This is a genomic window from Pseudomonas sp. 1 R 17, from assembly GCF_900067035.1.
Classification (GTDB): domain Bacteria; phylum Pseudomonadota; class Gammaproteobacteria; order Pseudomonadales; family Pseudomonadaceae; genus Aquipseudomonas; species Aquipseudomonas marginalis.
In genome coordinates this window covers 1-6,277 of sequence record NZ_FKLB01000045.1, presented here as the reverse complement: position 1 = coordinate 6,277, position 6,277 = coordinate 1, and the positions used below count along the sequence as shown (strand labels likewise).

Here is a 6,277-nt window from a genome sequence, read left to right as displayed (position 1 = left end):
TCCAGCGTGATCAAGGCCGGCGGCGACGCCACCCTGAGCGCCGGGCAGAACCTGCAACTGGTCGCCAGCCAGGTCAATGCCGGCAACGAGGCGTACCTGGTATCCGGCAAAAACCTCGAGCTCAAAGCCGCGCAAGACCAGGACTACAGCTTCTACAGCAAGACCAAGAAAACCTCCCAGGGCAAGAAATTCCGCCTGGATGAAACCGACGTCGTGAACAACGTCGGCAGCCTGGTCAGCGCGGGGACGAACAGCACCGTCGTCGCCGGTGCGGACCTGCTGCTGGCCGGCAGCGCCGTCACTGCCGAAAAAGGCGCTACGCAACTGGTGGCCGGCCAGGACGTGAACATCCTCGCCGTCAGCAACGCCGACAGCGCCCGCCACGAACGCAAGGAAAGCAAAAGCAGCTGGGGCGGCCTGAAGTCGAGCAAAGTCCAGGACAAAGTCGACGAAAAACGCACCACCGCCCTGGGCAGCATGGTCTCCGGCGAAACCGTCACCGTCGCCGCCAAACGCGACGCCACGGTCACCGGTTCCAACCTGGTCAGCACCGGCGACCTCGCCGTCCAGGCCGGCCGTGACCTGACCATCGACGCGGCGCAGAACACCTTCGCCCGCACCGACATGCACAAGGAAAAAAATCGCGACCTCACCGGCGTGCTGACCGGCAACAAGCTCGGTCTGGACGACATGACCGGCAACCAGAAGCTGTACATCAACAGCTCGAAGCGCAACGGCACGGCCAATGAAATGACCTTGACCGGCAGCACGATTGGTTCGAGCGCGGGCAATGTGTCGTTGACGGCGGGGCGTGAGTTGAAGGTGGTGGCCAGTGATCTGGTGAGCACCAAGAACATGGAGTTGAGTGGGGCTGATGTCACCGTTACTTCGGGGATGGAGACGGCCAGTCAGACCAGTAAGGACAGTTCCAAGAGCTTGGCGGTTGGGCGAGTGATTGCGGGCACCGTGGTCGACACCGCCAACAGCATCCGCGACGCAGCCGAGGCGGCGCGCAGCTCCGACGATCCGCGCCTCAAGGCCGTGAAGATCGCTCAGGCGGCGCTGTCGATGTACAACCTGAATAACCAGGCGGGCGATCTCGCTAAACAAAGTACCGGCTTCAAGGACAAGACCGGTGGCTCTGCCGGCAACGGGTCACTGATCAAGATCGGTACCGAACTGGCCAACACCCGCACCAAAAGCAGCAGCGAATACACGGCGCAGGCCGCTCACCAGAGCAACCTCAACGCCGGGGGTAAACTGTCGATCATCGCCGCGGGCGATGCGCCGGGCACTGTGGGTGACTTGACGATTACCGGCAGTACGTTGAAAGCCGACAGCACGTTGCTGTCCGCGAAAAACAACATCCTGATGCAAAGCGCACAGAACACCACCGACCGCAAAAACGACGGTTCACGCAACAGGACCGCTATCGGTGCCAGCTTCAACATAGGCGAGCAAAACGGTTTCACCATCGACCTCGGTGCACAAACCGCCAAGAACCTTGGCTCGGGTGGCTCGGTTACCCAGGTCAACACCACTCTGGACACCGGCTCGCTGGTGCTGCGCAGCGGCCAGGACACCAGCCTGATCGGCGCGCAGGTACGCGCTGACCGTATCGATGCCACCATCGGCGGCAACCTCAACATTCTGTCGCGCCAAGACACCGAAACGTCCAAGAGCAAGCAGAACAGCGCAGGCTTCGGTGCGAGCATCTGCATTCCGCCGATCTGTTATGGCTCCCCGGTAACCGCGTCCGCGAACCTGGCGGCGTCGAAGATGAACAGCGACTACCAGGCGGTGACCGACCAGAGCGGCTTCTTTGCCGGTAAGGGTGGCTACACCATCGATGTGGCGAAAAACACCACCCTGCAAGGTGCGGTGATTGCCAGTGAAGCCACGGCCGACAAAAACCTGCTGCTCACCGATCGGCTGCTGGTCAGCGACATCAAGAATAAGAGCGAGATCAAGAGCCAATCGGCCGGCGTCAGCGTCTCCGGTTCCTACAGTGGCGGCGCGACTACCCTCACGCCGGGTGCCTTGTATGGAATGTCGCTGAACGATTCGGACCACAGCTACACGCGCAGTGCCGTCAGCGAAGGCACGATCGTGGTGCGCAACCCTGAAGGCGCGGGTGACCTGGTCGGCCTGAACCGCGACACCGCCAACGCCAACCAGCGTCTCGACAAGCCTGATGAAAAGGCCATGCAGGAACGCATGGATCTGATCAAGAGTTCGATGGAGTTGACCAAGGGCATTGGTGATGCGATTGCTGCGGCCAGGATCAGGGCCGCTGACGACCCTAACAGTGACGTCAACAAAGCCACGCGCCTGAAGTTGATTGATGAGGGTATCGCCAATCCGACACAGGCTCAGATCAGCCAGCGTGCCCAGCAGGATTATGGCGTTGGCAGCAGCTTCCAGAAGGCCAGCCAGGCAGTGACTGCCGTGGTGCAAGCGGCGATGGGTGGCAGCGTAGGTGGGGCGTTGGCGGGGGCGGCGGCGCCATATCTGGCAGAAACAATCAGGGACAGGACCAAGGGCGACCCTACAGCCAATCTGATGGCCCATGCGGTACTGGGTGCTGTGCTCGCCAAGGCTGGCGGTAACTCAGCACTCGCTGGTGCAGCCGGTGCTGTGGCGGCAGAGGAAACCGCACGTCTGATCAAAGAGAACCTGTATGGCGATGTCAGTAACGAGAACCTGACCCAGGCGCAAAAGCAGACGATCTCCAGCCTCGCGACCTTGGCGGGTGGCCTTTCAGGATCGTTGTCCGGCAAGGGCGCACTGGATGCGGTGGCAGCGGCTCAGGTTGGGAGGAATGCGGTTGAGAATAACTATCTCAGCGTGCCGGAAGCGACCCGTAAGTTTGTGCTTTCACGCAAGCAAATGCTGGGCACCATCACTGACAAAGAAAAAGATGAACTCGCGTATATAAACGTTATCGATAAAGATCGAGATGAAGCGATTCGCGATGCCTGCACTACCGGAAATTTGTCCAGTTCCGCTTGCGGTCGTTTGATCGAACCTGCACGTCAGGCTCTTGCGGAATACGAGGCTCCTGTCTCTGTCCGTCTGCTTTATAAAGAACTTTACCCGGCTGATGCAAAAAATGCCGAGGCTGCATTACGTGGCTTAGACGATGCCAGCATTCTCCACGACATCGTGATAACGGACCTTGCGAGCCGTTCTGAGAAAACGCGGGCGGAAGTTGAGCAACAGTATGATTTTGTCATGACGATGCATGCCATCACGGCGGCGATTGCTGGGGGGTACGGATTAAAAGGGTTAACGTCTACTACAAAAGTGCCTGCATCGACTTTGATTTCTGGAGAGGCCAAAGTTGTCGGAACCGGAAAATCAGCAGCAAACGACGCGAGCTTTAATGTTCCCAAAGGCTACACACAAGAAATTGATGGAACCGTGAACGGCCCCGGTGGTGGGACTTACAAACCTACCGGAACGCAGGACGCCAATGGCAATCAGGTGTTTCTGGCCGGTAATGGTAACTACTACACGTTGACCGAGGATAGAGCGACGCGAATTGTTTCTCCTAATCCGTCCGCCGGAATTGGAGCAACAGGGAAAATCGGGGAGGATGCCCTAAAACCATTGGGTGGTCAGTCTCAAGTTACCTTCCAAACGACCCAAGGCGTGCGTGTCGTCGACCAGCTAGCTCCAGGTGCTTTGGCTCATGAGTCCAAGGTTGGATACACTTCACTCGACGCCAATACAGCCCTTCAGGTGATGAAGGATACGGAGCTCCTGAGCCGCGGTATGGTTAATGGGGTAACATGGAATTTTTATAGGAGCCCCGTCACAGGACGCGTTGGACCTGCGCCAGCCCTTGAAAAAGCTTTGTCCGACGCGGGAATCAAAATTAAGGTGCATTGATTATGGAATTTACAACCGCCTATACGCCAGTCACAGATTTTTTTTCATCTATGAATTCGAAAGAGCTAAATAGTTTTTATGAACTCTTTATGCTTAATAAACCCTACTGTTTAGATGAGTTAATTCAAGCTGTTTGGCATACGCCGGGATATGAAAGCTGGAACGCGGATTTTTCCCCGGAATCTTTAGATGGTGTGGCTGAGTGGTTAGCTTCACGGATTTATAAAGAGCAACTGTCATCAACGGTTAACGAAACAGGAAATGATTCAATTGCCGGCACGGCTGATTTGAACACACCTGTTCTATCCGAAGAGGCAATGTCTTTGGCTGTTTTAGTTGGAATGTATTATGGTGAAGTGGCGGTTCGAAATAACCCTGAACTGAGCTGGAGTCAGTTAAAAGGTAATAAGAAACAGGCGGATTACGGGCAGCCTGTTATATCCGCATCTGGCTCGCTGCCTACCAATCCAGTAAGAGTTGCTCATGCATTCGCGTGCGCTATTGCTGATGGATCAAAGACATTAGGTCGGCTTCGAGAGACATATAACTATTGGATGCAATTAATAAAGGCTAAATAAGATGTGCAGTGACGTGCAAGTATTTCACTGTGTCGTTTGTCGTAACTGTGATTGCGCTATCCATTAGGGGGCAGGCCACGTTTTTGTTTGAATGCTTGTGGAGAAGCAAATCTGGAGGTGTTACGTTCTTTAATAATTGGCTTTTTTATTTCATTTGTCTGGGAAGTTTTTAAGCTGGGCGGTTTTTAAAATAACCGCCCATTTTATTTATGAAATTTTTGAGTTCAACTTCCGGCCAATCACACCCATCTCGCAGCGGAATTGCCAGTAACAGCGCAAAATCGTGAAGCACAATCGCATCACTGCTGATCTCTTCCCGAAACGCGAGGTTCTCCAAAAACTGAGTCACCGCACGAATGCGATACGCGGCGGCATCATAGAGAACATCTAGGGGCGCTTGCGTGTCGATCACCAGCGCGGGGATGGTTGAGTCATGGCCTGTAAGCGGCATGTATCTATTCATAGGTAAAGCCTCGGTCGATGTAATGAAAGCTGTCACCTATCGTCGCCAAACGAATGGGTGACAGCTGTACGCAGGTTGGCGAACCGGGACCGAGTTCCGGCAGACCCGAAGGTCTCCCGCGCACAGCTGCCATAAAGCAGCGATGCGGGTACGGAAACCCCTGCAAGCAAGCAGAAAGCTTTCGCATACGGTCAACGGATCGCCAAATCCGATCGCCCTTTTGGACGACCGGCGGACTATAAGTCCTCAGCGTAAAAACACGCAAGGCATCAAAAGGCCAACGTCGCCCTGCGAGCCGGCGCCAACCTCAACGCCATCGCGGCAGCCAACGAGCAGCATTCGACCTACAACTCGAAAAAATCAAAAGCATCGAAGACCACGTCCAGCAAGTCTCCAGCGTGATCAAGGCCGGCGGCGACGCCACCCTGAGCGCCGGGCAGAACCTGCAACTGGTCGCCAGCCAGGTCAATGCCGGCAACGAGGCGTACCTGGTATCCGGCAAAAACCTCGAGCTCAAAGCCGCGCAAGACCAGGACTACAGCTTCTACAGCAAGACCAAGAAAACCTCCCAGGGCAAGAAATTCCGCCTGGATGAAACCGACGTCGTGAACAACGTCGGCAGCCTGGTCAGCGCGGGGACGAACAGCACCGTCGTCGCCGGTGCGGACCTGCTGCTGGCCGGCAGCGCCGTCACTGCCGAAAAAGGCGCTACGCAACTGGTGGCCGGCCAGGACGTGAACATCCTCGCCGTCAGCAACGCCGACAGCGCCCGCCACGAACGCAAGGAAAGCAAAAGCAGCTGGGGCGGCCTGAAGTCGAGCAAAGTCCAGGACAAAGTCGACGAAAAACGCACCACCGCCCTGGGCAGCATGGTCTCCGGCGAAACCGTCACCGTCGCCGCCAAACGCGACGCCACGGTCACCGGTTCCAACCTGGTCAGCACCGGCGACCTCGCCGTCCAGGCCGGCCGTGACCTGACCATCGACGCGGCGCAGAACACCTTCGCCCGCACCGACATGCACAAGGAAAAAAATCGCGACCTCACCGGCGTGCTGACCGGCAACAAGCTCGGTCTGGACGACATGACCGGCAACCAGAAGCTGTACATCAACAGCTCGAAGCGCAACGGCACGGCCAATGAAATGACCTTGACCGGCAGCACGATTGGTTCGAGCGCGGGCAATGTGTCGTTGACGGCGGGGCGTGAGTTGAAGGTGGTGGCCAGTGATCTGGTGAGCACCAAGAACATGGAGTTGAGTGGGGCTGATGTCACCGTTACTTCGGGGATGGAGACGGCCAGTCAGACCAGTAAGGACAGTTCCAAGAGCTTGGCGGTTGGGCG

The 6,277-nt window shown here is 56.7% G+C and carries 4 protein-coding genes; 3 read left to right on the top strand and 1 reads right to left on the bottom strand.

What is annotated here, in order from left to right; all coding sequences use genetic code 11:
* Together BFP99_RS16310 and BFP99_RS32890 are read left to right on the top strand one after the other, a co-directional pair.
* On the top strand, positions 1-3,894 hold a 3,894-nt coding region (locus BFP99_RS16310; RefSeq protein WP_256098158.1), incomplete at its 5' end, for a hemagglutinin repeat-containing protein.
* A gap of 2 nt (positions 3,895-3,896) precedes the next feature.
* Positions 3,897-4,472, top strand: a complete 576-nt coding sequence (locus BFP99_RS32890; RefSeq protein ID WP_133822175.1) for a hypothetical protein — start codon at positions 3,897-3,899, stop codon at positions 4,470-4,472.
* A 169-nt stretch (positions 4,473-4,641) separates the two neighbouring features.
* Here the strand turns inward: BFP99_RS32890 and BFP99_RS16305 are convergent, their stop codons facing one another.
* Positions 4,642-4,935 carry a hypothetical protein gene (locus BFP99_RS16305; RefSeq protein ID WP_083221206.1) on the bottom strand — a complete coding sequence of 98 codons (294 nt, stop codon included), beginning with the start codon at positions 4,933-4,935 and terminating at the stop codon, positions 4,642-4,644.
* Positions 4,936-5,333: 398 nt separating this feature from the next.
* Here BFP99_RS16305 and BFP99_RS16300 point away from each other — a divergent pair.
* The coding region (locus BFP99_RS16300) for a hemagglutinin repeat-containing protein (RefSeq protein WP_256098157.1) at positions 5,334-6,277 on the top strand (944 nt) is incomplete at its 3' end.

Excerpts from the sequence above, each read along its gene's own strand:
- BFP99_RS32890 (WP_133822175.1), top strand. The coding sequence starts at position 3,897 with ATGGAATTTACAACCGCCTATACGCCAGTCACAGATTTTTTTTCATCT.
- BFP99_RS16305 (WP_083221206.1), bottom strand. The coding sequence starts at position 4,935 with ATGAATAGATACATGCCGCTTACAGGCCATGACTCAACCATCCCCGCG.